Here is a 23584-nt window from a genome sequence, read left to right as displayed (position 1 = left end):
ATTAGTAACTTAGTCGACCTTTTTTTCCATCAAAATCAGATTGTCTTTCCTGTCGATCAGGGCGAAGCCGTGACGACGGTACAGATTTTTTGATGGATTACAGACGAAGGTTTTCAGGCGGACGCTGGGCAGTTCGCGCACCCAGGCGGCGGTGAATGCTCTTTGGATGGCCTGACTGCCAACGCCGAGATTGCGGTAGGCCGGCAGTACGTGCATATCGCGCACAATGCAGGCTTCTTCGTCAAACGCCAGACGCAACACTCCGACTTTCTCTTCACGATAAAAAATATCGTAATTTTCGTGGTCGCCCCAGTATTTCGAAACCCGCTCCGGCGTCCACTCCACTTCATACTTGTTGAAGTACTCCGCCATGCTCTCGCGGATCACCCGCTCGGCGAAGGATTTGTCATCGGATTCTCGGAAGTATACGTCCGTGTTGGCGTTCATAGGGACAAAATACTAGTGTCGTTGCGGTTAATGGGCCGCCGATAATAGCTTTTCTGCGCCTGCAACGCCACCACCCCAGGCTCAGAGCCCTGAAAAATAAAGGGGAAAACGGCTTTTTATCATCTTTACGGTCTAAAACATTACCCCCAATCTAGACTCTAAGACCTAATACTTGAACATCGTTTATACAACCAGGATTGCAATAATCACCTGGCTCCCAGCTCAACGGAGGGCGATTCGCAGCCTTCAGCCTCCTCTCTCCGCAGCCGATCCCGCTTGTGATAACGCCCCACCACCCAGCTCAGCACCACAAATCCCATCAGGGACCACAGCAGCTCCCAGCCATTGAACACCCAGGCGCCGACGAGGGCCACTAAACAGTCCGCCGCAAACAGAGTCTGGCCGGCCTGCAGGTCGTAACGGTGCTCCGCCCAGACCGCGACAATGTTGACGCCGCCCAGGGAAGCGCCGTGACGCATAATCCAGGTCAGCCCCGCGCCAATCAGGCCGCCTGCGATCAACGCCGCCAACCATTGAGGCGTGGCCTGTAACGCAATCGACGCCATCAGCGCATCGCTCAACAGACTGACAAAAGCGATAGCCGCCAGAGACTTAAAGGTGAAAGCGCGCCCCAAGGTAAGCCATGACAGCACAAAGAAGGGGCAATTCAGCAGAAAAAACAGGCCGCCGAAGCTCAGGGGAATCCAATGCTCGATGATCAGCGCCCACCCGGCGACGCCGCTGACCAGCAAGTGCGAACTATTGAGAAACACCAGCCCTAAGGCTACGAGGGCGCAGCCCTCAACGATTGCAAGACCTTTACGCCACTGCACGGACATCTACTGCTCCTGTATGTATGTGAGGATCGCTCAATACGCCGCCGCGTCGATGCCGGGATCGCCGGCGCTGGCGCGGCCTGAATCAAATGAGGCTTAGAGCAATATCCGGACCAGGGCCAATATCCGCGTCTGGGTCAGCCCCAATAATACCGTACAAAAAACAATCAATCCGACACCTTAAGGGCTATAATTTATTAACCCAGCGGACAAATAGCTTCCTCACTATTTATCCGTCTGCGCCTGTTCAATCAGGCGTGGCTTGTGCGTTAAAAAGATTTAGGAGGGCGAGAAAATGTCTATTGCCTACCGAGTCAGACAGTACCTCAACAACCAACAGATCTCCTATGACGTCACCCACCATGTTTATAGCGAAGGCGCCGTACAGACCGCCATCGCCGCCCATGTGCCCTTTAAGAACATGGCCAAGGCCGTGGTGATGGAGGATCATGAAGGCCGCCACTTGATGGCGGTGCTTCCCGCCATCAACAAAGTGCAGATGAGAAAACTGGGCGCCCTCGTGCAACGAGGGTTAAAGCTGGCGGATGAAAAGTCCCTGTCTTCCCTGTTTGACGATTGTTCCCTCGGCGCTATTCCCGCCGTCGGACTGGCCTATCAGATGGAAACCATCGTCGACGATGAACTGCTGCGTTCAGCGGAGTTATACCTGGAGGCGGGCGATCATCGGGATCTGATTCACATGAATCATCAGCAATTCGAAACGCTGGTGCGGGACTGCAAACATGGCGACTTCAGCGCGCCTATCGGCAGCCCCTCTGCTTTTCACATGTTCGGGCGTTGGTGAACGCCGCGCGGGCGCTTAATCCTGCAGCCAGATCAACTGGTAAGAGCGCCCGTCCGTCTCGTAGGCCAGCATTATAAAATCCCCTTCCTTGGTGAGCTTCACGGGGGTTTCCCGCTGCGTCAACATGGCCGGTCCAACACCGCCCTCCATATCCAGCATCCAGTTGGAGCCGTCGAAATACAGCAGACCGCTGCCGGTGTAGATATCACGCAGACCTTGGTCGTCGTAGGCGTTGAGTTCCACGAAAATCTGATATTGGTCGGTTTTGAGCGCATAGAGATCCATCCCGCCCACGAGGTGCAATTGTTTGTTGTCACGGGAATAGCTCATGAGTTCGTAGCCGCCCGCCGTTAATAACGACGTTTTCGCTTGAATAGGAACTTGCGGCTGGCTTTCCGACTGCGCCACGTCGGCGATCTTGTTGGAGGCGTCGGACATGTTCTCGATCCCCGCCGCCGGCGCTGGTAACTGGTTGAACCCATATTGACTGTTGTTGGTCAGTCGCGGAGTCAGCGCCATTCCGACGCCCGCCAGCAACAAAATCACGGTGGGCGCGTTGAAGTTCGCGTAGATGCCCGTCTGCCGCGCTTCCGCGCCATGATTGGCGAGCTTGCCCCCGAAGAACAAAGCGACGCCGCTCAACACCAGCAACACGCTGGCGATAGTGATGACAGCATTGAGAGTTTCCATAATCCTCAGCCTTTATATTGTTATTGTCGCGTCGGCGCCGTTCAGGAACACATCGTCGCCTGTCAGGCGTCAGACAATTCGCTACTGATAGAGACTCTTGGTGATGTCTTATAAATTAGTCCTTTTTGTGACACAGTTCAAAAAATAATCACATAGAGGACCAATAACGACACAAAGACACGGGAAATGGTTACGGGGGATTACAAAGTCGCGCTGATTGCGGAGACTTGATCGATCAAGGCAACCTGGAACAGAGGCAGCTTGCGCCCAGGGAAGCGGGGGGAGTCAGCGTAGCCAATCAACGTGGCGCCAAAGGATTCGTAAAACCCGGCGGCGTTGGGATCACCCTGAATCATCATTAGGTGATAACCGGATTGATAGGCCCACAGCACCGCATGCTCGATCAGAGCGCGGCCGATGCCTTGACGCATGTAGTCCGGGCGCACAAACAGGGCATCCATCTCCGTACAGACCGGAGACAGCGCGCGCAAAGAATAGAAGCCGGCGATCTCACCGCTGCGGGCCACCGCTGTGTATACCGTGTGTCGGGACATGTAGTCTTCGGAATAGGTCAGCTCCGCCCGGCAGGCGTCCATAAATTCCTGGGAATAACCCCAGACCGCCTTGCTTTCCATGGCGATCTCACTCAATACAACACACTCTTCCGAGAAAGCTCGCCTAATCTTCATTGCCGATACTTCAACACCAAACCGTGGCAAATCGTGAGCACAACAAGCCCCAAGCCGGCCCGTCCGCAGGAAGACGGAGCGGAACGGACCGGCGCAGGCAACTCTTTAATAATTCGGAATATTTTTGAAGGGGCCCTATATTGACACATCCAGGCCCCGGATGTCTTAACAATATTTATGCTTATTTCGCAATCCCACTGTCAGGGTGGCGAATCCGGCCAGTCCCATCAGCGCCAGCGTGGACGGCTGCGGTACATTGGACACCGGCCCATTGTGGTCGATCACCCACAGATTGCCGCCCAGATGCGAGAATAACCAACGCACGGAGGCGACGTCGGACAACAGCAGGGTGAACCAATGCGGCTTGACCACCGGCTCAGCGCCAATGAAGCGCGGCGTCCGCGCCTCTACCTGAAACATTTCCTGCACGTAGGCCTCCAGCCAGCCGTCCGGCTCATTCGACGCCTGCGGCTGCCGTTTCTCATGGGGTGGATGTTCATGCGCAAAGCCGCGACGTTGCGCAGCCATTTCTCCCGCATGGGTTCGACCCGGGCTCCAAGCCGCCTCTTCCGCTTCACCGATGACGGAAGCCTGCGCCATCCCAGCCATGAACAATGCGCCCAGAAAACCAAGAACTCTCACTTTTTGCATTAAAAGCCTCCTCTTACACTCTGCGGCGCTACAACAGTTCAACGAAAACTGCTGATAGAGTTTCAAGTTTCATACCAGGAAACCTGAATAATGCGTACAAACTGAAGAAGAAAACCCAATAGAATTATTTTCCTTTTAAAAACATAAAGTTGAAAGAAAAATAAAAATCGGAAGCGACAGCCAATGCAAGCTTCGATGGGGAAAAGACCGGGGAGGTCCTAGGCATGACTCACAAATCCGTTGCAATAAAGTAACTGGACTTTGCGGAAGGCCGCTGAAAACAGCGGAAACGCCCGGCTTAGCCGGGCATGGAGCGGTTGCAATACGGAAACGCCGAAGAGACCAAAAGTGTCAGAATCCTTCCAACACAATCTTGCCGATAGCTGTGTCGCTCTCAATCAGACTGTGGGCGCGCTTCAGATTCTCTGCATTGATCTTGCCCAGATTCTGCTTCAGCGTCGTGCGCACTGCGCCTTCCTCCACCAGCTCCGCCACGCGATTCAACAGGCGATGCTGTTCAATCATGTCCGCGGTTTCATAGAGCGAGCGGGTAAACATCATTTCCCAATGCAGAGACAGGCTCTTGCGCTTCAGAGGCATGATATCGATCGGCGTGGAGGGATCGTCGATCAAGGCCAGACGACCCTGCGGCGCCAGCGCTTCTACAATGCTGCCGTAGTGCTTCTCTGTGTGCGTCAGGCTCGCCACGTGAGTCACGCTGTCAATGCCGATACGCTTCAGTTCTTCATGCAAAGGCAGGCGATGGTCGATGACATGATGCGCGCCCATAGCCAGCGCCCAATCACGGGTTTCCTGACGCGACGCCGTGCCGATGATCACCGCGTCAGTCAGTTTGCGAGCCAACTGCAGCATGATGGAGCCCACGCCGCCAGCGGCGCCGACAACCAGTAGCCGGGCGGGACCGGCTGCATCACTCTGCTTGCCGATCTCCAGACGTTCAAACAGTATTTCCCAGGCGGTGATCGCCGTTAAAGGCAACGCGGCCGCTTCCGCAAAACCGATATTGGAAGGCTTGCGCCCGACGATGCGCTCATCGACAAGATGCAGCTCGCTGTTTGTGCCGGGACGGGCGATAGAACCCGCGTAGTAAACTTCATCACCGGGCTTGAACAGGCTGACCTGATCGCCCACGGCTTTCACCACACCGGAAGCGTCCCAACCGATCACCTTGTGAGCGTCCCCTTCCGCAGAGGAACTTCTGCGTACTTTGACGTCCACGGGGTTAACCGCCACCGCCTTGATCTCCACCAACAGGTCGCGCCCTTGAGGCTGCGGGTCCGGCAGAGTGATGTCCAATAGTGATTCTGGATGCTCGATGGGCTGCGCTTGCAGATAACCAATAGCTTTCATGTTCGTGCTCCTGTGAAGGTGAATTCGGGGCCGTAGTGCGGCGATGAGGCATTCTCTCCCATTGACTGTTAACGAAAAACAGCCTATTAGTTGTTTCTTTTTCAAAAATTTTTTGAAAATGTCCTCCATCAACGACCTTACCGTTTTTCACCAGACCGCTTTGCACGGCAGCCTCACCGCCGCCGCGCGGGAACTGGATATGACCCCGGCCGCCGCCAGCGCCGCCATCAAGCGCCTGGAACAGAGCCTGGACACCACTCTGTTCGTACGCTCCACCCGCAGCCTGCGCCTTACCAGCGAGGGGGAGAGCTACCTGCATCACTGCCGCGCGGCGCTGAACGCCCTGGACGCGGGACGCCGGGAGTTACTGGCGAAGAAAGGTGAAATCGGCGGGACTTTGCGCCTCTCCGCATCTTCAGATTTTGGGCGCAATCTGCTGATGCCCTGGCTGGACGAGTTTCAAGTCCAATACCCCAATCTCGTGCTGCGCCTGGAGCTGACGGACCGGGTGGCGGACATTAATCGGGAAAATGTGGATATCGCCCTGCGCTACGGCGCGCCGCCCGACTCCAACCATGTCGCCTTCAACATCGTGAACACCCGACGCATCATCTGCGGTTCGCCGGCGTATTTCGAACGTTATGGCGATCCGTTGACGCCGCAAGACCTGCGCAACCATAACTGCCTGCTGTACCTGGTAGATGAGCGCGCCTATGACCAGTGGGGATTTCACGACGGCGACCAGCGCATCACCGTCAACGTCAATGGCGACCGCATCAGTAACGACGCCGAAGCCGTCCACCGCTGGGCCGTCGCCGGCGTCGGTCTGGCCAATAAGTCCATGCTCGATATGAGCGACGACCTGCTCCATGGTCGCGTGCGCGCCACCCTGAGCCAATACGCCTGCGCGGAAATCAGCATGTATCTGGTGTGCCCCGGGAAGAAACAGGTGACGCCCGCCGCGCTTTTGTTGCGGGACTTTTTGCGGGAGAAATGCGCGGCGGCGTTGGCGGCGGTGGAATAGGCATGTTTCCACTCCTGATTCAGTTTTGCGCTCTGGGAAGCCCTTCGACAGGCTCAGGGCGAACGGCTGATTCCGATTATTGAGACACAGTAGGTACGCAGCCCTTCGACAGGCTCAGGGCGAGCGGCTGATTCCGATTGTTGAGACGCAGCAGGTACGTAGCCCTTCGACAAGCTCAGGGCGAACGGCTGATTCCGATTGTTGAGACGCAGCAGGTACGCAGCACTTCGACAGGCTCAGGGTGATCGGCTGATTCCGATTATTGAGACGCAGCAGGTACGTAGCCCTTCGACAGGCTCAGGGCGAACGGCTGATTCCGATTATTGAGGCACAGTAGGTACGTAGCCCTTCGACAGGCTCAGGGCGAACGGAGTGGCGCTATGAATCAGACAAACGTACAGTATTCAAAGGTACCCACAGTATCTAGGGATACCTCAGAAAAACGCTCAGTCATCAGATGGTAAAGTTAAAGGGCCATCTTGCGCCATTAACCGCTAAGCTATAAATAAAAAATCGCTTATCAATCAGGACTTCCTCTCGATGGATACGCAATGAACCCAATCTCTCCTCGCCAATTATTCCGCTGGTGCGTCGCCCTTGCGCCGGTTTGCTGCGTCGAACTGGCCTGGGCCGAGCAAGAAGCGGCGTTGAGCTGTCAGTATGCGGACATCCAGCCCAGCGAGGTGGACTTCGACAACCCTCGCGAGCAACTGCGGCAGGAGCTGGGGTTAGCCATCCCGGACAATGCGTTGATTGGCGAAGTCTATGTCTTCAATCGGGAGATTTTCGACGCCACCGATCCGGAAGAAGATCACTGGATTTACCGCACCACCAACGCCCTGCATATTCGTACCCGCGAAGAAGCCACCCGTTACCAGCTTCTGTTCAAAAGCGGCGATCCCTACGACCCGCATATCCTGCAGCAAAGCGAGCGCAGCCTGCGCGACAAATCCTACCTGTACAACGCCTGGGTGCGGCCTTTCCGTGTGTGCGGGCGAGTGGTGGATATCGCCGTGGTCACGCGGGATTTGTGGACGTTGCTGCCCGCGCTGGGCTTCAGTCGCAGCGGCGGCGAGAACACCACCATACTGGGTCTGACCGACGAAAACTTTCTGGGATACGGCAAGCGTCTGGCTTTCAGCCACAAGAAGGATGAATCCCGCACCGGCTTTACCGTCGATTACCAGGACCCCAACCTGCTCGGCTCCCGTTGGACCTCTCAGTTGACGCTTTCGGAAAACAGCGATGGCTACCGCCGCGCCGCCCAGTTCGTGCGGCCCTTCTATAAAGTCGGGGCCAACTGGTCCGGCGGCGTCGCCTACAACCGGGAGCAACTGACGCAAAAGCTCTACTACCGGGGCGATAGCGTCAGCGAATTCAAACAGCGCACGGAGAGTTACGGCCTGTTCAGCGGTCATTCCATTGGCGGCGACGATTTCAATGATCACCGCCTGCTCTATGGCTATGAATACGCCCATTACGACTTCTCGGAAGAAGCAGGAGAAACGCCCCCCGATCCCTTCCCCGAGGACCGCATCCTCAGTTACCCCTGGATCGGTTACGAGTACAGCGAGGATCTTTACTTCCAGACCTACAATTTCAATCAAATCCAACAGATTGAAGACATTCCCACCGGCATGCGCTTATATGCGCGCCTGGGATGGTCATCGGAATCTTTTGGCGCCAGTGAGGATCAGTGGGTGCTGAAAAGCGGAATCAGCCGCGCGCTGCTGGCGGAGCGCCTGCAATTCGCGGATATCCAGTTCGACCAGAGCGGTTACTGGAGCCCTTCGGGAGACCGGATGGAAAATCTGATCCTAGGCCTGCAGACCCGTTACCTGCGCACCGAGTCCAAACGCAAGAACAGCTGGTACGCAGCGCTGAACCTGGCTTACAGCAAAGGCCTGACCTCAGACTTGCAGCTCACCCTGGGCGGAGATAACGGCCTGCGCGGTTACCCTTTGCGTTATCAGACGGGGGATCGCAGCTTTCTGCTCACGCTGGAACGGCGTTACTACTCCAACTGGTATCCGTTCGAACTGTTTCGCCTGGGCGGAGCGGTCTTCGTGGACATGGGACGGGCATGGTTTCCCGGCGCGGATAATGGTCCCAACAACGGCGTCCTGCACGATGTCGGGATCGGTCTGCGTCTGACTTCAAGCCGTATCCAGGTCACACGCGTCCTGCACCTGGATATCGCAGTCCCGTTAGACCGGGACGAAGGCGGCGGAGAGGAAATCGACGGCGTCCAGTTCCTCATCCGCGGCCGGCAGACGTTCTAAGCGAGGCTTAACTGCCGATGACGCCACCGTCGTCTTTGGTGATGATGACTGTAGCGGCGCGAGGACGCGCGGAACCGCCATCCGGCCAGTTGCTGGTGTAGCTGCCGTCGCCGTTTTTGCTGCCCGGATGCTGGATATTGACGAACATGGTTTTCAGGTCCGGCGTGGAGGTCACGCCGGTCACTTCGCAGTCCACCACACCGGTGAAGAAGCGACGGATCTCACGGGTGGACGGATCAGCGGCGAGCATCTGATCGTTGCCGAATTCTTCTGTGCCGCCAGTGTCAGTCTGAATCCACAACACGCCGCGTTTATCGAACCACAGGCCGTCCGGGCTGTTGAACTTGTTGCTGTCGTCCAGCGTCACCAGCGCCGCGCTCTCACCCGGCGTCGCTGTGCCGGCGGGACCGCCCAGCACAAAGATATCCCACTGGAATGCCGTCACGGAATCGCTGCTCTCACGCCAGCGAATGATATGGCCGTATCGGTTATTGGGGCGTGGGTTCGCCGCATTCACCTGATCTTCGGTGCGTCGACTATTGTTGGTGAGCGTAAAGTACGCCTCGCCGGTAGTAGGATGCACCGCGCCCCATTCAGGACGATCCATGGGCGTGGCGCCGACGAAATCCGCCGCAGTGCGGGTATTGATCAGAATATCCGCCTGGTCCGCAAAGCCATTGTCCACCGTCAGGCCGTTGACGCCATGAGACAGCTCCAGCCACTCGCCGCTGCCGTCATCGTTAAATTTAGCTACGTACAGCTTGCCGTCGTCCAGCAGCGCGCCGCTGGCGGTGTCTGCATAGTAGGCTTGATTGGACACGTACTTATAGATGTATTCAAAACGGGAGTCGTCGCCGGAATAGCAAACGATGGGTTTGCCTTCTTCGACCAGACCGAAAATGATGCCTTCATGACCGAAGCGGCCCAGCGCAGTGCGCTTCTGCGGCGTGGAGGTCGGTTCGAATGGATCGATTTCCACGATCCAGCCATAGGTGTTGGGCTCATTGCGGTAGTCGTCCGCAGCGCCGGCGCCTTTGCTGGTGGCGTCGAAACGTTCATATACATCCACGCCCGCCACCGTGTCCCAACCATAACGGGAGCGGGTTCCCACCCCGTAACGGGAGAGGTTGCGCGGTTTGGGATCGTCATCGCTCTTAAAGTAGCCCGCCCAGTTCTCTTCACAGGCCAGATAGGTGCCCCAAGGCGTATACCCCATGGAGCAGTTATTCAGGGTGCCGCGAGCCAGGGTTCCGTCGTTGCTGTGCTTGGTGACGGCATAGTCGGTTCCGCGCACCGGTCCGCGCAACTCCATGTCGGTAGCGCCGGTCACGCGACGGTTGTACTGGCTACCGTGGACGATATCCCAAACGCCGGCGGTTTTCTTGATGTGAATAACACTGACGCCGTGAGCCGCCACTTCTTTACGCACCTCGTCCTGGGGTCTGGCGCCGCCTACTTCAGTGGGGCCGTCAGGGTGCAGGAAGTCCGGCTCGATGTATTCGTGGTTCATCACCAACAGGCCTTCTTCGGAATTGGAGCCGCCCTCTTTCACATCGATGGGGAAATAGTGCATGCCGTCATGGTTCATGCCTACCTGTTGCTCCTGATCGGCGCCGGTGTTGGTTCCATCGCCCAGATAGTCAGGAAGCGCGCCGGTCAAAGGCGTGCCCCAGGGAACGAACGGCGTCGCAGTATAACCGGCGGCTACTTTCACCTCATTGGCCACGCTGGTGGCGATCGCGGTGAAGCCCAGTAATGGGCCCTGGTTGTCATCTGGGTCGCCGCCATCGTTATCGTTGCTGCAACCGATCAGCGACACGCCAAGCATGCCCGCCAACGCGGCGCTAACGCCGCCCTTGATGACGGTGCGGCGGGCGATGCGGGTTTCAAGCACGGAAGCGAAAGGGCGGTTTCCGGAAAAGTTGGTGACTGGATCAATTCCGGAGTTGTCGAATTCGAATTTTTTTATGTCGGACATACTCAAACCTCTTCTCATCAGAGTTCACTTCAGAACGCAGTGGGCCAGAAATACCGGAAAGAGGTGACAGCAGGGTTACAAACAGATTTCATTCCTCAACAATCAGTTAAACGCCCTGCCGGCGCGCCGCCGAAAAATCGTCAACTTTGCGGCGATCCTGTCTGAGTCCGGGCGACATTGGCGACCTCCGCATATACTTACTGCATACCGGCTACGTACACAGACTCTTGTCACAGGGAATTGTAATGATCTACCACGTCCTGCTGGCCATCTGCGGTCTGCTGATCTGGCTCCCCACAGCGGCGGAGCCTCTTAAACTCGGCGTGGGACTGCTGACCGCCTCCGGCGACGCTCGCGAAGGCGTCACCGAAGCCGTGCGCCGCTTTGAAGCGCTGTACCCGGGGGCCAAGGTGGAGGTCATCGCTAAATACGACGAGGCGTTCAAGCTCTCCACTCTGCCCTGGCTGGAGAAAGGCGGCGACAACGCGCCAGATATCTATTTCGGCAACGCAGGGGAGCGCCTCTATCGTCTGGTGCGCAAAGATCTGGTGGCGGATATCAGCGCTATCTGGAACAAAGAGAAGCTGGACGAGCAGTTCAAGCCCGGCATCAAGGCCTCGGTGAGCTATAACGGACGGGTTTACGCCATTCCCTTCGCGTACTATCAATGGGGGCTCTACTACAACGCCCTCACCCTGACCCAGTACAATCTGGAGCCCCCGCAGACCTGGAGCGAACTGTTAAAGGTCTGCGGCGTATTGAAACAGCAAAACGTGTACTGTTTCGGCATCGGCACAAAAGACTTCTGGCCCGCCGCCGGCTGGTTCGACTATATCGACTTGCGCCTGAATGGTCTGGCTTTTCATCAGGCGCTTACCCGCGGTTGCGTGCCTTATTGGGATCACAGGGTCGTTAAGGTCATGCGGTTATGGGCGGAGTTGATCAACGCCGGTTATTTCTCTCCCGGCGCTGCGGAGCATGATTGGAGAGACGTGTTCCCGGAAATCTACCGGGGCAAAACCGTCTTCACTCTAACCGGGAATTTTGCCGAGACCGCCCTCGTCAACATCCCGGAAAGAGTTAAGGAAGCCATGCGCTTTCTCCCCTTTCCCCGCATCGCCGAAAACGTGCCGGCTTACGAAGACGCCCCCACGGATGTCTTTTTTCTCAGCAAAGCCGCCGCCAACAAACCCTATGCTAACGAGCTGATAGCCTTTCTGGCGCGTCCGGACATTCAGGAGCTGCTTACCAGCGGTTTGTTCATGATCCCAGTCAACGTCGACGCTCAGGCTCAAGATACCTACTTCGTAAAGGAAGGCATCAAAGCACTGCATAAGAGCGCCGGCTTCGCACAATTCTTCGACCGCGATACTCCGAAAGAGATGGCTGACGACGCCATCCGTATCTTCAGCCAGTTTATTGAACACGGCGATGTGGAGCGCGCCGTCAACGCCCTGGAAAAAGCCCGCATCAACGCTTATCAAGGCGTGCATGCAGCTCAGGACTGCTGAGGCTGGAATTACTTAAGCGCGTATTTTTCCTGCAACGCCCGAATCGTCTCTGCAGACAATGCGGACTTCTGGCCATCAAGATAGACGGCGGCTTTGTCGCGACGCTCCATCCCGACCAGCGCCTGTACAATGCGTTCGGACAGCTCAGGGTCTTTTTGCAGTTGTGGATCGCTTTCCTGCGCCGTCACGCCAGCTTGGACGACGGTGAGGTAGTCTTGGGTCTCCAGTGCGGCTTTGCTCAGCAGTACGTAGCCTTCCAGCGTCAGCTCAATCTTCAGGGAGGACGTCACGGCTTTCACCGCGTCGTCATAGCGTCCGCTGGCGTAGTAGGACTGCGCCAGGATCAGTGGAGGAACAGACCAGTCGGGGTAGGCGTTGATGAGCTTATTCATCAGTGATTCCACCGCCTCGTAGGCGCCTTGCTGGATTCCTATCTCGGCGATTTTTACGTAGGGCCAGCGATTGCCAGGATCAAGTTTGACGCTTTGGTTAAACGCCTGCAGCGCGGCTTCATTTTGTTGCAGATCCTGGTAGATTTTTCCCAGCCAGTATTCATAACGCCCATCCGTTCCGCCCAATTCCGGCTCCAGTGTGCGCCAGTAGTCCAAGGCCTGTTGCGGCGCCTTGATCTCACTCAGCTTCTCCACATAGGCCAGTACTTTTTGTCGATCAACGTCTTTCTCAACGCCAAAGGTCGCCGCAGCCCAGAGCAGCGCGCACAAGGCCGCCATTCCGCGCAGCCGGCGGAGAGCGCCGACGCTTTTTAATGTCACTCTTTTGTTCATGTACTAGCCCGTCTATAAGTTCTCCGCGTTCTTCGAGGGACGTCGCCATTCGACTGGCAACTCAGACACAGGCGTCATCGTTTCGCTCAATGGCGCATACTCAATACGTATCCGCTCGCCTTCAATAATAATTTTGGTCGGCGCTTGATTCGCCGCGCCCTCGGGTCCTCTGTCGATATCAACATTATCAAGGGCTTCGGAACTAACGCCACCGCATTTATCGTAAACAAGGTCGCCGCGATACAGTGTCAAAAACTCAAGCTTATCCGCCCACCCCGCCACGACATAATAAAGCTGATAAGCGTCGCCGTTCGTGTCTTTGGAGCTTAGCAGGCTGTATTGATCAGGAATAAAACATTCATCCGGTTCACGGGTCGTCCATAAATACGCCAGCGCCGTCACCGCCAGGAGCGCTAATATAAAAACGGTTAGAGACAGGTACTTCAGTAACTTCCACACGCTTGCTTGCGTCCTGTGTATTTTATTGCGCCGGTGAGTATAGGGTTAGCTGTTTGGTTCAAGCAAAGGCGTCTGGGCTACCGGGGGTTTCTTTGGCGCTCTGGGAAGCCCTTCGACAGGCTCAGGGCGAACGGGGCATAGGGTGGCCCGACGGATGAGAGTATGTGTGAGTGGGAGTTGTATTGGATTAGTCTTTGCTGTGGGTTCGTTGGCGCTCTGGGAAGCCCTTCGACAGGCTCAGGGCGAACTGGGCATAGGGTGGCCCGACGGATGAGAGTATGTGTGAGTGGGAGTTGTATTGGATTAGTCTTTGCTGTGGGTTCGTTGACGCTCTGGGAGGCCCTTCGACGGGCTCAGGGCGAACGGGGGGTTTTATGTCCCGATTTATTCGCTTCTTTTCGCTTGAGGCCAGTCGATGGCTCTTTCCCTGTTCGAATAACTTTGGCATAAAGGCGCTGATTTTAATGGGACAGCTTATCAGGAGTCTGACTTGCACTATGTCGATATGAGTAAGGTGGTGGAAACCTCCGCTTACTTAAAAACGCTTTCACAGGATAAAGACGATTTTTCCGAGCTTCTGCGCGCCGCAGGAGATGAGCTCGCTTTTTACAATTGGTGTGAGGAGGTTTTGCAGTCTTATATCGGCATGTATACGCCGGGCATTCTGGGGGTGTTTCTTTTTCAGATTCGCCCGGCGCGGCCGGAGGTAGATGAGTGGGTATGGGTGATTTCCGGCGATTTGCCAACCGCGTATATCACCACGGAAGACGCGCCCAATGCCGCCTGCGCCCTGGATGGCTATATCGGAGCCATGGAGGAATGGGTGGCGGCGGTGGAGCAAGGCGAGTCGGTGCAGAATCTGATTCCGGTGAATGCGCCGCCGACGCCTGAATACGCGCAGGCGTTGAAGGTCAGGCTGGAGCTGCTGGACCAGCATATTCTTGCGGATTATCAGGATGATCTCGCGCAAACTGGACCGGCGGAATAATAGCGCATCTTCTGAAAACGGTTATTCAAACCGCTGTCGGTATTCGCTTGGGGTAACGCCGGTGAGTTGTTTGAAACTGCGACGCAGGGTGGCGTCGTCGGCGAAGCCCAGCTCATCGCTGATCCGGTAGATGGACTTGCTGGTGGCGATGAGTTCGTCGCTGACTTGGTTATGTTTGATCAACCGCATGAGCTGGCCGCTGCTGTAGCCGGTTTCCCGTTTTATCCGTCGCGCCAGGGTGCGGCTGGATAAGTTGAGGTGATCGGCCAACGCCTCCGTGGTCAGCGCCACGGCGGGACATTGCTCCACCCATAACGCGACCGCGCGCATGAAAGGCCCTTGTTGCAGCAGGCCGGGAATCCCCTGAAATGGGGTGTGACGCTCCTTGAACCGGGGCAGCACCATGTACTTCTGTATTTCCTCCGCCACCCTGCGACCGCAATGCTGCTCAATCAACGCCATGCCGAGCGGTAGATAACCGTTAACGCCCGCCGCGGTGGCGTTGCGAGCGTTCATCACCACCGTGGACGCCGGTTTCCAGCGCACACTGGGAAACCGGTCTGCGGCGGTCTCCGCCAGCCACCATGTGGTGGTTGCAGCCTGCCCGGTCAGCTTGCCCGCTTCTGCAACCAGGCATACGCCCGTGCAATAACTTAATAAGGTCACCTGATCAGGCAGCTTGCTCAGCGCCGCCACCAGCGCGTTATCCTGCGCCGTCACCACCGTGGTCGCATCCCGCCAGGCGCCGGGTACGACCAACGCGCCCAGATTCGCGTCGCTCAATTTGTTGGTGGCGATGCTGACGCCATTCCCCACTTCAAACATCTCACCGGACAGGGTCAGCCAGTTCACCTCGAACTGTGGCTTATGCAAACGCAGATTTACCGCTTTGAAGATATCCGCCAACGCAAGCAATCCTGACGCAATGCATCCGGGATATAAAAGCAAACCGATATTCATAATGGTCTCGCCACTCTGTCCAAAAATGTATGTTTTATGTCTTGGATAGACATGCTAGCCGTTGTCTGGACTCCCTACAATGAGTCCAACGCTAACAGACAGCCGGAGCCCGGACATGATCATCACACAGTTGCGCAACGCCACTCTCCTCGTGGAAATAAACGAGATGGCCATTTTGGTGGACCCCATGCTGGCGCCGCAGGGCGCGATTCCGTCGCTGAAGTACGCCACCCGCACTCGACGCAGAAACCCGCTGGTGGGCCTGCCGCCAACCGCGCCGGAAATCCTGGAGAAAGTCACCCACTGCCTGATCACCCACTGTCAAAAAGGGCATTTCGATCATCTTGACCGGGCGGGAGTGAAGTGGCTAAGAGAACGGCGCATCCCTGTGTTTTGCATGCAGCAGGATGCGGCGTACCTGAAAAACAAAGGCTTGGTTGTCCAGCCAATCCAGGATCAGTCCCGTCAGGCGTTTCTGGGCGGACGGATCACGCCGATTCCCTGCGTTCACGGCGAAGGTCTGGTCGGCCGCTTTATGGCCCATGGATTCGGCTATGTGATGGCGTTTCCCGGCCAGCCAACGCTCTACATTATCGGCGATTCGATTTTCACCGATGTCATCGAACGGGCGGTCGAAACCTATCGCCCCGACGTGATCGTCATGCCCGCCGGCGGCGCGCAATTTGATTTGGGTGGGGAGATTATTATGGGCGCGGACGACGTGAGCAGGATGTGCGCGCTCAGCGGCGGAGTCGTGCTGGCCAACCATCTGGAGGCGTTGGATCACTGTCCGGTCACTCGCGCAGAGCTGCGGGCGCGACGGGAGCGCGAGGGATTACAGGACCAACTGGTTATTCTGGAGGACGGGGAAAGCTGGCGCGCCGATATCAAACATAGACGCGAGTCTCGCCCGTCCCAAACGCATGCAGCGCCACAACCCGCTGAATAACCTTGGCGATTTTCTTCCCGCCCTGGGCGGAGGGTTCAATGGGTGACGTAGCGGAGTAATCTTCCACGTCCTGGCAAAGGTTGCGCAGATCGATAATGGGAAGCCGTCTGGCGATGGCTTCCTCCAGAATGATTTCATTGAACAGAGCCAACCCGGCCACCGCTTCCGTCCCCAGTCCGGGGATATTGTTGTAAACGGTGCAAACCACCAGATTCGGGCTTCTTTCCAGCAAGGCTTCCAACATGTTGCTGTAGTTGGAGCGAAACGCGTCGCGCTCCCGGTCCATTGCGCGCATGGCTGCGCCGACGGTGTTGACGCGGGCGTCCAGAATATTAATCACGCTCAGGGCGTCATTGCCGCCACAGCTCACGATGACGTGAGAAGCGTCGTCGGGAAAATCCACCAGCTGCTCTGACACATCCGTGGTGACGCTGCCGTCCACCGCGATCAGAGTTACCTTCACTTGATCGTCCATCGTCGCCTGAAGCAGCTCAACAACGGAATCGCCTTCATCGACGTAGGATGCGTTATCAAAAATGGAGTCGCCGACCAGAACAATATGCACCGGCGTATTTATCGCGCTTGCTTTAGCCATAACCCTGCTCAACTCGTCTCTCAGATGCCCACTACTAAAAGTCTTTTCCTTCTTCTCTGCTAAAACAGATAGCCCACTATTCCCGGTTTAACCAGCGGGAGAAGGATTTACCCCGCGCGGATGCAGCGGATTTCTCAGAATTAACCGCCCATCACCAAGCCGGCTTTCTATACATCTGCGCCCTCAACATAGATAATTTTCCGCGCAAAGCGAACCGCTTCACCCCGAGTATACGCCGGGAAAGTAGAACAGGAAAAAGTGAAATTTAATGACATCGCCGACGATTGCTAAGCCCATGTGGCTATCTGGATCAGAGTGTAAAGTCGGTCTCCTCTATCTGGTGGCGATAGCCTATCCGGCGGGGCTGGTTTATGACGCCATGTACCGCGCTTATGACCGCCAGGGCGGCAAGACACGATGTTGGAACGGCTTTGATTCCCCCACCGCAGACGTGGTGGGCTACATGCCCGTCAAAGACGCCTTGCTCTACCTGACCGGCGCCTACTACATCGATGAAAACTACCAAGCCGACGACTCCATATTGGCCTGGCGCGACGGCGAACCAGACGCCAAAGCGCCCCAGATCGCCGCCGCCCCAGGCTCCTACGATATCCTGACCTGGGAAGAAGAATTCGGCTGGAGTACGCCCATCGCCCACTGCCGCGGCCATATCCCGCTGGATACATTTCTGAACGCAGCCGCCAGATATATGCCGTTAACCCGCAAGACCTGCTGTCGGCCTTAAGTCACGATAATCAATGTCGTCAAAGCAAACGTTCTGGAGAACACGCATTAGCAGTAAACCAGACAGCCTCGTGCTCTGAGTTCGTCGAGCCATTCCGGCGCTTGCAGCCGCTCAGACCAACGCAGGTCCAGTTTGCAGAGATTCTCCAACGACAGGATCGACTCCGGCAGCGTTTCCAGACGATTTTTTCTGAGATCCAACAGACGCAGTTGTTTCAGTTCGCCGATGGAGTCTGGCAGGCGCTCAACCGGGTTGTTGCGCAAATCGAGTTCTTCCAACGACGCACAGCCCCCGATTTCATCAGGCAACGCCTTAATCTGATTGCCCTCCAGGAATAACTTACGCAGCTTGATTGAGCGGCCAATCGTCTTCGGCAGTTCAGTTAAACGATTGTTCTGGAGGTACACTTCTTTCAGCGTTCGAGACAGAAAGAAGGAATCCGGCAACGCGGCAAGACCGCTGTTATACAGCCTGAACTCCACCAGTGACTCAAAACTGAAATCCTCCGGCAGCGCCGCCAGCGGATTATCGCTCAGATTAAGGTAAAGCAGCTTATCCAAACGCGTCAGAGCAGTGGGCAGCGCAGCAATCTTGTTGTTGCTGGCGTATAAAAACGCCACGTCACGACAGTTGGCAATCGAACCCGGAATCTCGCTCAATCTGTTATGCGCGATATCGATAATCTTCAACTTGCTCAGACTGCCAATCTCACTGGAAATCGCGGCTAACTGATTTTTACTGACATTCAAATCTTCAAGCTGAGTCAGACTCCAGATTTCAGACGCAATCTCCGCGATCTGGTTATCGAAGATGCTGAATTTTTTCAGCCCTTTCGCGCTCCCGATATCCTGCGGAATAGCGCTGATGCGATTGCCGTTCAATGACAGCTCACGAAGAGAAGCGTAATCCTCAATAGCGGGAAACGAATCCAGCTTTTCGTTGTTTATTGAAATAATCCTGTTATTCACTCTTTGGTTTCCATGACATTGGGTCTCTCACCGAGGTAACCATTCAGTAACTCCTTCTGGCGCCCCTCTGACTTATTAAGGCAATGTTCGCCACGCTTCTACAGTGAGTCAATACCAAGCTCAATGACATAAAGAAAAACAACGACGAAGTAGAGCAGCGCACCGCAAAGAGCATTTAAGAAAATTAAGCAGATCTTTCGCCAGTTTTTTCTTATGTTTTTAGCTCCACTAACCAGTATAGAAAGACTGATCAGTCCGCCCAAAATTGGGATTGTAGTCCATAGCGTTTTCGACAGTCCGCCGGTATAAAAATCGTCGCTAGCTACTCTCATGATGTAATCGATACTAATGGTCACAATACAAAACGAGATAAAAATCAGCCATGCATATAAAGTCGCTGTCTTTAAGGCCATGCTTCATCCTTATTATTTCTTCAGGCAATCAATCTATTAATTTCACCAAACATGACTAGCCATCTCTTTTCATCACCCGTAGATTTAAACACTTCAATAATATATCCACACAAACACTCGATAAGAAATTACCAAATAGTTAACAAGCTGGCTTTCTATACATTGTATTTTAAAGACAACATAATAGGACTTTCCATTTATGCTAAGCCCAATGAATATCGATGCGATGGGCTCCGAAAATATTACAAGGCGCCACCTGTTTATGAGCGCAGTATTTTTCTTCCTTCGAGCTCATTGCTCATCTATTAGGCATTAGAGTAGTACAAGCTGCTTGTTATCAACTGAATGAGGTATTTATGAGCCCTGTATCTGCCTGGATCTTTCACCATAGAGCATCTTTAGATGCAATGTCCCCATTAAACTTTGATGGATCTGACTTTCTAGTCGGAGTTGCAATAGTTCCCGGTTCTACCATAAGAGAAGCCCTAGACAACTTCGATGCGTATTTAAGCGAGAATAAAATGGAAGTTATAGCGATATGGAAGTGTGAGCAATATCATCCTAAAAAATTTTCCGAGCCTACCGAAGAAAATAGAACAATCGCATTGATTTCAGCAGAAGTGTTAGAGCAGAAGAAATCTTTCTATGCCTGGAGCACTAGCGAACATGCCTTGGACGACTCAGAGAGAGATGATAATGATTTTCACCTTTCATCTGAGTACATTTATCAGAGTTAAACAGCCATGAAAACCGTGTTTCTTCCCGACGAACTCATTGCACAAGTAAAAGCCATTGCCGAAAGCGAAAACTATCCTGAAGTGACGCGTATTCTAAACAAGCCCTCACCCAGTGATATGGAAACGGCTGACACTATGACTGCGATTAGGCTTACCCGTGAGGAAGCTCAAGCGCTTGCAAATGTAGCGATAGTTGAGCATATGAAGGCGGAGTTGAAGTATCCCTACTGGAGTGATGGCCATCCCAAGTATGATGAGGCTCATGAAAGCGAGTTCTTTGAAATCCAGGCAGGCTTATTTGGGAAGCTCCTTCACTACTTAAATGAGTTTGATATAAAGACAAGATAATGACATTAATGAAAGCCATTAGTTTTTCTGTTCTCATGCTTATTACGCCTGTCGCTTTTTGTGCGGAAGAAGCCCAGTGCAGCTATAAAGCGTCATTTGTTCAGGAGGCGCCCGTAACAGATAACAGCGTGGCGCTTTCACACTGGAGCACAGAACGAGACAGAAAAAGCGATGAATTTATAAAAAAGCTTTATCTCGTATATAAAAATGGCGATATCGCCGTTATTGAGCACAAATACTGTGACATGTATAACTTTGAGGTCAGTTATGCTTTCTCCAGTCAGAATCCAGCCCCCACAAGCAAGTCCATTGGGCAAATCATCGAAAAGCACGCTCAATACGCTCAGCTCACGCCAACCTATTCACCCTCGCTGAGCAGCATAGTGACATCCGAGTTGGAGAAAAACGCTTTTGATGGTCAAAAGCCTCTCTCACTTGGGTTGCCTCAAGAACCACTCACCTTCGACGATTTTGTCGAATACAGCGTTTCCTTTTTGCCGAATAAAGAGAGCAACATCCTGCAATCAAGCCTGAGCTTTTATATGGGCATTGGCGGAGCTGATTAAGCCTGCTCAGTTGATATTCGTGAGGTATGAAGTGATGGCTCTGGGGCGCTGTTGGATGGCGCTTTGCTTATCCAACCTACGGTGACTGAGATTCGGTGCAACAATGCTTGACGCTGTAGTGCTCGCCTAGCAGATTGGATAAGCCCAAATAAAGAAAAACGCCCTGCCTATCGAAGAGGTTCAGGGCGTTTTCAGGATAGAGCAATGTCAGCGGCTTAGTAGTTAAATCCCGCTTGGCAGTGGAGCGCCGATGGGTTGCATGTCGAGGAGGATATTTTTTGCTTCTTCTTTCCACTGCAGAGGCAACGAGTAGTTGGGGAATCTGAGCGCTAGCACCGCCCCCTCGTTGAGTAAAGCGCGCACATTCGCCGGCATTTCCTGGCCCAGTTCCGCGCAGCCCTCGGCGTTCACTAAACCGCTGAAAGAAAGCGGTTCGACTTCGCCTAGTGCGTTGTGCGCTTCCAAACGCCAGCTCGAATTTTCTCCGATGTTAAATTGCTCTCCATAAGGCTGACTGAATCCCAAGCCGCAGGCCTTTAGAACGATCGGCAGCGCGGGGAGAGGCTGAGCTTTTCGTTTTTGATCACGCAAAAATTTCCCCCACATCAAGCGGGCTTCAGGCGAGTTCAGCGATATGTAGTTATAATCATCCGGCTTGCGTAGGGCCTCCAGCCGTTTGAGGCCTTGTTCCAGCTTATCTATGTCGGTTTCGTATCTGAGTTCTTCTTCCAACAGGCTTTTGGCGGGTTGGCGGGCCGCTTCTAACCCTAACAGGGCGGCTTTCTCGTAATGAACCAACGCCTGCTTTCTGTCGCGCTCTTCCTGACCCCATCCCATTTCCGCAATGCGGGCCAGATGATAGTGGGCCACCGGCTCGTCCTGCGCTGCGCTTTTGCTGAAGGCGGATTGGGCTTCCGCGTAGTTTTTCTCATCAAGCATTAGCACGCCGTAGTTGGTCCATGCCTGTCTAAGACCTCTGTCCATCCCCTTCTGCAGCCACTCCACCGCCTGCTTTCTCATGGCGGACGAGTCAAAACCATCACGCTCTCCCGGCAATAGATGCCTGGACATCTGGTAAGCGCGCACATATTGCCGGGAGGCTTCGAAGTCATATCCTGCGTCCGGCGCCGATTCATACGCCTGGGCGTAGTAATCGCCGGACTTGAGAATGTTGGGAAGCACGCCCGCCACGGCGAACACAGAGGTAGGATCGGGCTCGTTATACGCAATCGCGAGGTTAATGTAGGTAGGCATCTTCAACCCCCGCTCCAACGCTTCCTGCAAAAGCGGGATAGCGGCCTTGGGTCGCCCGGCGTCGATCTCCATTGCGCCCAGGTTATGGCTGGCCCGCGCAGAACCTTTCTCCCGAGCCTGTTGATAAAAAACACGAGCCTGCTCGCGGTCCTCCTTAACGCCTTTTCCCAGGTCGTAAGCTTTACCAAGCAAAAACAGAGCGTCTGCGTCGCCCTTGGCCGCCGCCTCATGAGCCTGAGAAAAAAATTCTTCATACTGCCCGCTGTTGAACAACTCTTCCGACGTTGCAGCGAGGGCGGAACGCCCGCCGGCGCCACTTATCAGTAATCCACACAGCAGTCCGGCCAAATAATGTTTTTTCATATGAGGTTGTAAAAGTATTACTCGTTGAGTGAAGGGAGATCAGGTTCCGGAAAATGGAGAAACGCTGTGATGTTATCCGAGCGTCTTCCCGAAAGGAATATAGCGATAACAACGCCTAAAGTCCGTCGTGGAGAGAAACAAACAGGCATCACCGGAAGGCGAAAAACGTATCGCGACAAGTAAGAAGAACTGTTGGATGGCGCTTCGCTCATCCAACCTACGGTGACTGGGGTTCAGAGCATCAATGCTTTACGCCGTAGCTCTCGCCAAGCGGATTGGATAAGTCCGAATGGAGAAAAATTCCGGTTAGTTCTGAGTGTTTGTATGCCTCAGCGAAGGCTTCATTACAAAATATGCCCTGGAAGGTATCCAGTTCCGTTCGGAATATAGGAAAGCCGCCAACCTTGGACTCGTCAAAGGCGATGTTTACCAAATTTTGATTTGCATCGTACGCCGTCAAACGCCGATCCACGCCATCCACTTCTTCCGCTGTTCGCAAAGGGTTGAACAGGTAACCGTGGGATTCATCGAAGTTAACCGGTAAAAACTCCCCTACTTCGGCTAAAAGGCCGCTCAATGTGTTGTACGCCTTTTCATTAAAGAAAAGTCGACCGTTTCTGGCTGCTATATCTGGGATAGTTTCAACGCCGCTGTCTGTCGCTTTAAATCGGATACTTAACGGTTTCCAAATAGCGCTGTAAGGCACAGGAAAACGCTTGATGTGAAACGGGTATTCACGACCCAGCTTTTTCAGGACTTCGCCCGTGGGAATCACGAAAGTTAGATAGGATTCCTCATGAACAATGCGATATATAGCCACATTTATGCCTTCCACCCAAAACTTCACAGAATTATATGCCTACCATCAAAGTTAATCATTTTTAACATTAAACCAAGCCAGCTTTCTATACATCATTCGACACACACAAGATAATCAAAAATCGTTGTCAAAATAGATATGAATTTCGCATTTCAAAATCATCTTACACACGCTTAAAGGATTAGTCACTATGACCGACAAGACAAAAAACGAAACCCCAAACAAGCCAGCTTACGTACCTCGTTTTAAGCCGACCCCTGAAAATATAAAGAAAGTCGCTGATGCATTCGAAAGAGCAAGAAAGGATGCAGAGATAAATGGACACAAGTGGACCATGATTGTTTACTAAA

At 54.3% G+C, this 23584-nt stretch carries 26 protein-coding genes; 11 read left to right on the top strand and 15 right to left on the bottom strand.

What is annotated here, in order from left to right:
* Positions 1-9 precede the first annotated feature (9 nt).
* Positions 10-447, bottom strand: a complete 438-nt coding sequence (locus O5O45_RS28030) for a GNAT family N-acetyltransferase (protein WP_216739332.1) — start codon at positions 445-447, stop codon at positions 10-12.
* 206 nt (positions 448-653) lie between these two features.
* Positions 654-1286 carry a YitT family protein gene (locus O5O45_RS28025; RefSeq protein ID WP_305902599.1) on the bottom strand — a complete coding sequence of 211 codons (633 nt, stop codon included), beginning with the start codon at positions 1284-1286 and terminating at the stop codon, positions 654-656.
* A gap of 292 nt (positions 1287-1578) precedes the next feature.
* Here O5O45_RS28025 and O5O45_RS28020 point away from each other — a divergent pair, with 292 nt between their 5' ends.
* Positions 1579-2088: an aminoacyl-tRNA deacylase gene (locus O5O45_RS28020; RefSeq protein ID WP_305902598.1), complete on the top strand. Its 510-nt coding sequence runs from the start codon at positions 1579-1581 to the stop codon at positions 2086-2088.
* 15 nt (positions 2089-2103) lie between these two features.
* On the opposite strand, the gene O5O45_RS28015 is transcribed toward O5O45_RS28020, so the two are convergent.
* From O5O45_RS28015 to O5O45_RS28000, 4 genes are all read right to left on the bottom strand, one after another.
* Entirely contained in the window at positions 2104-2778 is a 675-nt protein-coding gene (locus tag O5O45_RS28015; protein WP_305902597.1) for a hypothetical protein, read from the bottom strand.
* Between the two features lie 200 nt (positions 2779-2978).
* Positions 2979-3467, bottom strand: a complete 489-nt coding sequence (locus O5O45_RS28010) for a GNAT family N-acetyltransferase (RefSeq protein ID WP_305902596.1) — start codon at positions 3465-3467, stop codon at positions 2979-2981.
* Between the two features lie 165 nt (positions 3468-3632).
* On the bottom strand, positions 3633-4118 hold the full coding sequence (locus tag O5O45_RS28005) for a PEP-CTERM sorting domain-containing protein (protein ID WP_305902595.1): 486 nt from the start codon (positions 4116-4118) through the stop codon (positions 3633-3635).
* 351 nt (positions 4119-4469) lie between these two features.
* Complete coding sequence (locus tag O5O45_RS28000; RefSeq protein WP_305902594.1) at positions 4470-5489, bottom strand: zinc-binding alcohol dehydrogenase family protein; 1020 nt, start codon at positions 5487-5489, stop codon at positions 4470-4472.
* A gap of 118 nt (positions 5490-5607) precedes the next feature.
* Here O5O45_RS28000 and O5O45_RS27995 point away from each other — a divergent pair, with 118 nt between their 5' ends.
* Both O5O45_RS27995 and O5O45_RS27990 read left to right on the top strand, forming a co-directional pair.
* Entirely contained in the window at positions 5608-6513 is a 906-nt protein-coding gene (locus tag O5O45_RS27995; RefSeq protein WP_305902593.1) for a LysR family transcriptional regulator, read from the top strand.
* 551 nt (positions 6514-7064) lie between these two features.
* Complete coding sequence (locus O5O45_RS27990; RefSeq protein WP_305902592.1) at positions 7065-8795, top strand: BamA/TamA family outer membrane protein; 1731 nt, start codon at positions 7065-7067, stop codon at positions 8793-8795.
* A 7-nt stretch (positions 8796-8802) separates the two neighbouring features.
* On the opposite strand, the gene O5O45_RS27985 is transcribed toward O5O45_RS27990, so the two are convergent.
* Positions 8803-10773: a PhoX family protein gene (locus O5O45_RS27985; RefSeq protein WP_305902591.1), complete on the bottom strand. Its 1971-nt coding sequence runs from the start codon at positions 10771-10773 to the stop codon at positions 8803-8805.
* Between the two features lie 245 nt (positions 10774-11018).
* Here O5O45_RS27985 and O5O45_RS27980 point away from each other — a divergent pair, with 245 nt between their 5' ends.
* The gene (locus O5O45_RS27980) at positions 11019-12284 is read left to right on the top strand and encodes an ABC transporter substrate-binding protein (RefSeq protein WP_305902590.1); all 1266 of its coding nucleotides are present in this window, start codon (positions 11019-11021) and stop codon (positions 12282-12284) included.
* Positions 12285-12292: 8 nt separating this feature from the next.
* On the opposite strand, the gene O5O45_RS27975 is transcribed toward O5O45_RS27980, so the two are convergent.
* Together O5O45_RS27975 and O5O45_RS27970 are read right to left on the bottom strand one after the other, a co-directional pair.
* A complete protein-coding gene (locus O5O45_RS27975; protein ID WP_305902589.1) occupies positions 12293-13069 on the bottom strand; it encodes a tetratricopeptide repeat protein in 777 nt (258 codons plus the stop codon).
* Between the two features lie 12 nt (positions 13070-13081).
* Complete coding sequence (locus O5O45_RS27970; protein WP_305902588.1) at positions 13082-13528, bottom strand: hypothetical protein; 447 nt, start codon at positions 13526-13528, stop codon at positions 13082-13084.
* 490 nt (positions 13529-14018) lie between these two features.
* On the opposite strand from O5O45_RS27970, the gene O5O45_RS27965 reads away from it, so the two are divergent.
* Positions 14019-14516, top strand: coding sequence for a hypothetical protein (locus tag O5O45_RS27965; RefSeq protein ID WP_305902587.1), 498 nt, complete (start codon positions 14019-14021; stop codon positions 14514-14516).
* A 21-nt stretch (positions 14517-14537) separates the two neighbouring features.
* Here O5O45_RS27965 and O5O45_RS27960 read toward each other — a convergent pair whose 3' ends face one another.
* On the bottom strand, positions 14538-15476 hold the full coding sequence (locus tag O5O45_RS27960) for a GlxA family transcriptional regulator (protein WP_305902586.1): 939 nt from the start codon (positions 15474-15476) through the stop codon (positions 14538-14540).
* 115 nt (positions 15477-15591) lie between these two features.
* Between O5O45_RS27960 and O5O45_RS27955 the strand changes: the two genes are divergently transcribed.
* Positions 15592-16425 carry an MBL fold metallo-hydrolase gene (locus O5O45_RS27955; protein WP_305902585.1) on the top strand — a complete coding sequence of 278 codons (834 nt, stop codon included), beginning with the start codon at positions 15592-15594 and terminating at the stop codon, positions 16423-16425.
* Here O5O45_RS27955 and O5O45_RS27950 read toward each other — a convergent pair.
* Positions 16364-17020 (bottom strand): SGNH/GDSL hydrolase family protein, encoded by a 657-nt coding sequence (locus O5O45_RS27950; RefSeq protein WP_305902584.1) that lies wholly within the window; start codon positions 17018-17020, stop codon positions 16364-16366. The two genes, O5O45_RS27955 and O5O45_RS27950, sit on opposite strands and share 62 nt — an antisense overlap.
* 268 nt (positions 17021-17288) lie before the next feature.
* Between O5O45_RS27950 and O5O45_RS27945 the strand changes: the two genes are divergently transcribed.
* Positions 17289-17765: a hypothetical protein gene (locus O5O45_RS27945; RefSeq protein WP_305902583.1), complete on the top strand. Its 477-nt coding sequence runs from the start codon at positions 17289-17291 to the stop codon at positions 17763-17765.
* Positions 17766-17812: 47 nt separating this feature from the next.
* Here the strand turns inward: O5O45_RS27945 and O5O45_RS27940 are convergent, their stop codons facing one another.
* Positions 17813-18733, bottom strand: a complete 921-nt coding sequence (locus tag O5O45_RS27940; protein WP_305902582.1) for a leucine-rich repeat domain-containing protein — start codon at positions 18731-18733, stop codon at positions 17813-17815.
* Between the two features lie 98 nt (positions 18734-18831).
* A complete protein-coding gene (locus tag O5O45_RS27935; RefSeq protein ID WP_305902581.1) occupies positions 18832-19146 on the bottom strand; it encodes a hypothetical protein in 315 nt (104 codons plus the stop codon).
* Positions 19147-19502: 356 nt separating this feature from the next.
* Between O5O45_RS27935 and O5O45_RS27930 the strand changes: the two genes are divergently transcribed.
* The 3 genes from O5O45_RS27930 to O5O45_RS27920 are packed head-to-tail and all read left to right on the top strand — an operon-like array spanning position 19503 to position 20797.
* The gene (locus tag O5O45_RS27930) at positions 19503-19883 is read left to right on the top strand and encodes a hypothetical protein (RefSeq protein WP_305902580.1); all 381 of its coding nucleotides are present in this window, start codon (positions 19503-19505) and stop codon (positions 19881-19883) included.
* A 6-nt stretch (positions 19884-19889) separates the two neighbouring features.
* Positions 19890-20231: a hypothetical protein gene (locus tag O5O45_RS27925; RefSeq protein WP_305902579.1), complete on the top strand. Its 342-nt coding sequence runs from the start codon at positions 19890-19892 to the stop codon at positions 20229-20231.
* Positions 20231-20797, top strand: a complete 567-nt coding sequence (locus O5O45_RS27920) for a hypothetical protein (protein ID WP_305902578.1) — start codon at positions 20231-20233, stop codon at positions 20795-20797. Before O5O45_RS27925 ends, O5O45_RS27920 begins: the two co-directional genes overlap by 1 nt.
* Positions 20798-21019: 222 nt before the next feature.
* Here O5O45_RS27920 and O5O45_RS27915 read toward each other — a convergent pair whose 3' ends face one another.
* Positions 21020-22414: a tetratricopeptide repeat protein gene (locus O5O45_RS27915; protein WP_305902577.1), complete on the bottom strand. Its 1395-nt coding sequence runs from the start codon at positions 22412-22414 to the stop codon at positions 21020-21022.
* A gap of 241 nt (positions 22415-22655) precedes the next feature.
* A complete protein-coding gene (locus O5O45_RS27910) occupies positions 22656-23261 on the bottom strand; it encodes a hypothetical protein (protein ID WP_305902576.1) in 606 nt (201 codons plus the stop codon).
* Between the two features lie 163 nt (positions 23262-23424).
* Between O5O45_RS27910 and O5O45_RS27905 the strand changes: the two genes are divergently transcribed.
* Entirely contained in the window at positions 23425-23583 is a 159-nt protein-coding gene (locus O5O45_RS27905) for a profilin (protein WP_305902575.1), read from the top strand.
* Position 23584 lies beyond the last annotated feature (1 nt).

Source organism: Hahella sp. HNIBRBA332 (assembly GCF_030719035.1).
In the GTDB taxonomy this organism is placed as follows: Bacteria; Pseudomonadota; Gammaproteobacteria; order Pseudomonadales; family Oleiphilaceae; genus Hahella.
Note: the sequence above shows the minus strand (reverse complement) of the source record. Positions and strands in the feature narration are given on the sequence as shown.

Excerpts from the sequence above, each read along its gene's own strand:
- O5O45_RS28020 (WP_305902598.1), top strand. The coding sequence starts at position 1,579 with ATGTCTATTGCCTACCGAGTCAGACAGTACCTCAACAACCAACAGATC.
- O5O45_RS27960 (WP_305902586.1), bottom strand. The coding sequence starts at position 15,476 with ATGAATATCGGTTTGCTTTTATATCCCGGATGCATTGCGTCAGGATTG.
- O5O45_RS27990 (WP_305902592.1), top strand. The coding sequence starts at position 7,065 with ATGAACCCAATCTCTCCTCGCCAATTATTCCGCTGGTGCGTCGCCCTT.
- O5O45_RS27915 (WP_305902577.1), bottom strand. The coding sequence starts at position 22,414 with ATGAAAAAACATTATTTGGCCGGACTGCTGTGTGGATTACTGATAAGT.
- O5O45_RS27975 (WP_305902589.1), bottom strand. The coding sequence starts at position 13,069 with ATGAACAAAAGAGTGACATTAAAAAGCGTCGGCGCTCTCCGCCGGCTG.
- O5O45_RS28010 (WP_305902596.1), bottom strand. The coding sequence starts at position 3,467 with ATGAAGATTAGGCGAGCTTTCTCGGAAGAGTGTGTTGTATTGAGTGAG.
- O5O45_RS27980 (WP_305902590.1), top strand. The coding sequence starts at position 11,019 with ATGATCTACCACGTCCTGCTGGCCATCTGCGGTCTGCTGATCTGGCTC.
- O5O45_RS27945 (WP_305902583.1), top strand. The coding sequence starts at position 17,289 with ATGACATCGCCGACGATTGCTAAGCCCATGTGGCTATCTGGATCAGAG.
- O5O45_RS28005 (WP_305902595.1), bottom strand. The coding sequence starts at position 4,118 with ATGCAAAAAGTGAGAGTTCTTGGTTTTCTGGGCGCATTGTTCATGGCT.
- O5O45_RS28025 (WP_305902599.1), bottom strand. The coding sequence starts at position 1,286 with ATGTCCGTGCAGTGGCGTAAAGGTCTTGCAATCGTTGAGGGCTGCGCC.
- O5O45_RS27925 (WP_305902579.1), top strand. The coding sequence starts at position 19,890 with ATGAAAACCGTGTTTCTTCCCGACGAACTCATTGCACAAGTAAAAGCC.
- O5O45_RS27995 (WP_305902593.1), top strand. The coding sequence starts at position 5,608 with ATGTCCTCCATCAACGACCTTACCGTTTTTCACCAGACCGCTTTGCAC.
- O5O45_RS28015 (WP_305902597.1), bottom strand. The coding sequence starts at position 2,778 with ATGGAAACTCTCAATGCTGTCATCACTATCGCCAGCGTGTTGCTGGTG.
- O5O45_RS27955 (WP_305902585.1), top strand. The coding sequence starts at position 15,592 with ATGATCATCACACAGTTGCGCAACGCCACTCTCCTCGTGGAAATAAAC.
- O5O45_RS28030 (WP_216739332.1), bottom strand. The coding sequence starts at position 447 with ATGAACGCCAACACGGACGTATACTTCCGAGAATCCGATGACAAATCC.
- O5O45_RS27950 (WP_305902584.1), bottom strand. The coding sequence starts at position 17,020 with ATGGCTAAAGCAAGCGCGATAAATACGCCGGTGCATATTGTTCTGGTC.
- O5O45_RS28000 (WP_305902594.1), bottom strand. The coding sequence starts at position 5,489 with ATGAAAGCTATTGGTTATCTGCAAGCGCAGCCCATCGAGCATCCAGAA.
- O5O45_RS27905 (WP_305902575.1), top strand. The coding sequence starts at position 23,425 with ATGACCGACAAGACAAAAAACGAAACCCCAAACAAGCCAGCTTACGTA.
- O5O45_RS27935 (WP_305902581.1), bottom strand. The coding sequence starts at position 19,146 with ATGGCCTTAAAGACAGCGACTTTATATGCATGGCTGATTTTTATCTCG.
- O5O45_RS27920 (WP_305902578.1), top strand. The coding sequence starts at position 20,231 with ATGACATTAATGAAAGCCATTAGTTTTTCTGTTCTCATGCTTATTACG.
- O5O45_RS27985 (WP_305902591.1), bottom strand. The coding sequence starts at position 10,773 with ATGTCCGACATAAAAAAATTCGAATTCGACAACTCCGGAATTGATCCA.
- O5O45_RS27930 (WP_305902580.1), top strand. The coding sequence starts at position 19,503 with ATGAGCCCTGTATCTGCCTGGATCTTTCACCATAGAGCATCTTTAGAT.